Annotated in this window: 4 protein-coding genes; 3 read left to right on the top strand and 1 reads right to left on the bottom strand. The window is 55.7% G+C overall.

Going from position 1 to position 4,094, the window contains the following annotated elements:
- The first annotated feature begins 44 nt into the window (after positions 1–44).
- The 3 genes from ACE04F_RS21870 (at position 45) to ACE04F_RS21860 (ending at position 3,334) form a co-directional block, all read left to right on the top strand.
- A complete protein-coding gene (locus ACE04F_RS21870) occupies positions 45–1,121 on the top strand; it encodes an RHS repeat-associated core domain-containing protein (protein ID WP_486109889.1) in 1,077 nt (358 codons plus the stop codon).
- A gap of 279 nt (positions 1,122–1,400) precedes the next feature.
- On the top strand, positions 1,401–1,766 hold the full coding sequence (locus ACE04F_RS21865) for an RHS repeat-associated core domain-containing protein (RefSeq protein ID WP_486109888.1): 366 nt from the start codon (positions 1,401–1,403) through the stop codon (positions 1,764–1,766).
- 584 nt (positions 1,767–2,350) lie between these two features.
- Positions 2,351–3,334 (top strand): RHS repeat-associated core domain-containing protein, encoded by a 984-nt coding sequence (locus ACE04F_RS21860; protein WP_486109887.1) that lies wholly within the window; start codon positions 2,351–2,353, stop codon positions 3,332–3,334.
- Positions 3,335–3,414: 80 nt separating this feature from the next.
- Here the strand turns inward: ACE04F_RS21860 and ACE04F_RS21855 are convergent.
- Positions 3,415–4,094: MDR/zinc-dependent alcohol dehydrogenase-like family protein (locus tag ACE04F_RS21855; RefSeq protein WP_486109886.1), on the bottom strand; the 680-nt coding region annotated here is incomplete at its 5' end.

Raw genomic sequence — 4,094 nt, 5'->3', positions numbered from 1 at the left:
AAGCATGATCTGCGTCCGGAGTTTCTTGATTCAGAGCGATGCCCATGCCTTCTACAGACGAAACGCTACTCTGCCACTATCACTACGACCCCCTTGATCGCCTGGCGGATTGCACGGCAGCGTCTCAGGCCAGCACCCAGCGCTTCTACTTGAAGCAACGCCTGACCTCAGAGATTCAAGGCTCGATACAGCGATCGATTTTCCAGCATGACGACCAGTTGTTGGCCCAGCAGCAATGGAAAGATGAGACCAGCGAGACTGCATTGCTCGCCACCGATCAGCAGCGTTCTGTTTTGCAGGTGCTCTACGCAGAGCAACCCCATCCCCTTGTTTACACGGCCTACGGTCATCGCCTTCAGGAAAGCGGCCTGCTCAGCCTGCTCGGCTTCAATGGAGAACGACCCGACCCGGTGACCGGGCACTATCTGCTGGGCAATGGGTACCGGGCCTTCAATCCGGTGTTGATGCGGTTTAACAGCCCGGACAGTTTGAGTCCGTTTGGGAAGGGTGGATTGAATGCGTATGCGTATTGTCTGGGGGATCCGGTAAATCGGATTGATCCGACAGGACATTTCGTACTCTTTACTGCTTTCGGCGCCCTTGCGACGACGCTCGTATCCACTTTAGGGTTTAGCTTGAATGTAATAACAAAAGGAAGCCGTACTGTAGGGACTCTTCTGGGAGGAGCGGGTATGGCGGCTGGATATGCAGCGGCAGCCTATCCAGCTTCCGCCGTCGCTCCAGTGTTAATAACGGGCGGATTCGTAGCCGGGTATAAGTCCGTTAAAATGGCGTTTAACACCATCCAGCTCACGCGTGATATCCGCGCATTGAAAGCGATCGCAAGGACCACTATCAATATGCCAACGAACGGTGTACCGAAACTTACTGATCTCGTGGTTGGAAAGCTCAGCCCCAATGACGTTTCAATTATAAAAAAACTGGAACTTCCTCCTTCGCTACGCGACACGTTGAACAGCGGACCCCAAAGCCGTGACTTTCTGACTCGATTCAATACGACTGACAATAAGCGAGCTTTTCTGCACAGTGCACGTTCAAAAAGTACTGAATTTACCCCTTCCCTATTATCGAAAGAAATCAGAGAGATAGTATATGGATAGTCACACCCCCAATCGCGTTCGCGTTCAACTGGAGTAATCCAGAACTCGTTATTTGGAGTTCCTACACTAATGGGTCTTGAACGATCTTGGGGTGATCTATCATGCCAGCGAACCGCGAAGCCCTGCTCTGCCGCTACCACTACGACCCACTGGATCGTCTGGTCGCTTGCACGCTCTCGGCGAAGGTGAGCACCCAGCGCTTCTATCAGAAAAGCCGCTTGGCCACCGAGATACAAGGCTTGGGTGCAGCACTCAATCTTTCAGCACGACGATCAGCTGTTGGCGCAACAACAGCGCCAGAGCGCCACAGTAGAAACAACCTTGCTCGCCACCGATCAACAACGCTCGGTATTGAACGCACAGGATGCGACGCCGCCTCATTCCTTCGCCTACACACCCTACGGCCATCGCTCCCCGGAAGGCGGTTTGCTCAGCCTGCTGGGCTTCACCGGCGAACGGCCGGACCCGGTGACCGGGCATTATTTATTGGGCAATGGGTATCGGGCGTTCAATCCGGTGTTGATACGGTTCAACAGCCCGGACAGGCGCAGCCCATTCGATAAAGGTGGAATAAACGCTTATGCCTATGCTTGGGAAATCCTGTTAATTACACGGACCCGACAGGCGAGTTCGCGCTACCGATAATGACTACGATCCAACGCATTTTAACCATTGGGCTGCATCTCATAACTCCTATGGCCATGATTGCAGGACCCCGAGCGAAGGGCGCCGCGCTGTGGGCCACCCGTGTCAGCCTGTCAGGCTCCGCAGGTACTTTAGCGGGGGCAGCCGTGCAACTTGCAGGCAGCCCGATTGGTGCCTATGTTTCGGCCGCAGGCACGGCAGCGTTGATAGGAGGAGCCGCTACCCGCGGCCTGCTCGCGCTACACACCGCGCGAAAAGCCGCCCCACTATGGAACAAGATAAAAAGTAACGTGAGGAATATCCTCGGATTTCCAAAGAAAGAAAAAGTGCCCGTCCAGATACCGGAGACAAAGACGCCGAAGCTCCCCGCGCCCTCCCCCTCGACTACCATCCCTATGCCTGATGGTCCTAACCGGATAGCCAAATCGATAAGGGAACCAAGCCGCTCTCACGTTTGAATGTGTATGGGTTGGAAGCCGGCCGATTGGGCAGTCAAACCTAACACTTCTGCTAGCTAGACAACCCTTTGCATCTGCCCGAGCCTGATAACTGCTTCCGAGATTCTTTTATTAAGAGCGATGCCCATGTCTTCTACAGACGAAACGCTACTTTGCCGTTATCACTACGATCCCCTTGATCGCCTGGCAGATTGCACGCCAGCGTCTCAGGCCAGCACCCAGCGCTTCTACTTGAAGCAACGCCTGGCCTCAGAGATTCAAGGCTCGATAGAGCGATCGATTTTCCAGCATGACGACCAGTTGTTGGCCCAGCAGCAGCGCAAAGATGAGACCTGCGAGACCACATTGCTCGCCACGGATCAGCAGCGTTCTGTTTTACAGATGCTCGACGCAACACAACCCCATCCCATTGCCTACACGCCCTACGGTCACCGCCCTCAGGGAAGCGGCCTGCTCAGCCTGCTCGGCTTCAATGGAGAACGACCCGACCCAGTGACCGGACATTATTTACTGGGCAATGGATACCGCGCATTCAACCCGGTGCTGATGCGGTTCAACAGTCCGGACAGTTTGAGTCCGTTTGGCAAGGGTGGGGTAAATGCTTATGCGTATTGCACTGGAGATCCGGTGAACAAGGCCGATCCCTCTGGGCATTTCCCCAACGTATGGAAAGGTTTACTAAACCTTATCGGGCTAAGGACAGCTCAACGCTATAGAACACCCCTTGGAGCGTTTGAAAAGATCAAGGGAGTAAAAGTTGTCTATGCTGAAATCTTCAGCTATTTACCCGGATCGGACATGGCCTCGCTTGCTAAGACATCACGGGCCATGAAACAAGAAATCTATTCGACTACCAAGTCACCTGTCCCCCTCTTCAAACCGGAACTAGGAGAAGCCTCAATAGATAGTGTCAAATCCGCAGCACGGGGTCACATGAATGGATTCATTCCTGCTCACGCAATCCAGATGGCAAAAGCTTATCAACAAAAAAAAGACGTATTGAAGACTCTTCTTATCCGTCGCACTGAGGCGAGGGAGGATGCCTTCTTCACCGAGTTGCCGCGGCATGATAATTCAGGAAGACGACATGCGTTTTATGCACCTGACTGACTCTGCCCGCCTCGAAAACGCCGCGAGCACATAAAAGGGGCGGCATCTCACTGCCGCCTTTAATTACTACAGGCCCAACCTCACGCCGCACTAAACAACTTATGCGGATCAATCACAAACTTCTTCGGCACACCCGCATCAAACTCGCCATAACCCTTCGGCGCGTCATCCAGGCTGATCACCTGCACGCCAACGATTTCAGCAATGTTGATGCGGTCCCACATGATCGCCTGCATCAGTTGGCGGTTGTACTTCATCACTGGGGTCTGGCCGGTGTGGAAGCTGTGGGATTTGGCCCAGCCCAGGCCGAAGCGGATGCTCAGGCTGCCCATTTTTGCCGCGGCATCGACTGCGCCTGGATCTTCGGTGACGTACAGGCCAGGGATACCGATCTTGCCGGCCACGCGGACCACGCCCATCAATGAGTTGAGCACGGTGGCCGGGGCTTCGTGCTTGACGCCGTCATGGCCGTGGCCGCGGGCTTCGAAGCCGACCGCGTCGACGGCGCAGTCGACTTCCGGTTCGCCCAGCAGCGCGGCGATCTGTTCGTGCAGCGGGGTGTCCTGGGACAGGTCGGCGATTTCGAAACCCTGGGCCTTGGCGTGGGCCAGGCGGACCGGGTTGACGTCGCCGATGATCACTACCGCAGCACCCAGCAGGCGGGCGGAAGCGGCGGCGGCCAGGCCAACCGGGCCGGCGCCGGCGATGTAGACGGTGCTGCCAGGGCCGACGCCGGCGGTGACGGCACCGTGGTAGCCGG

The organism is Pseudomonas sp. AGC41 (genome assembly GCF_057334555.1).
Note: the sequence above shows the minus strand (reverse complement) of the source record. Positions and strands in the feature narration are given on the sequence as shown.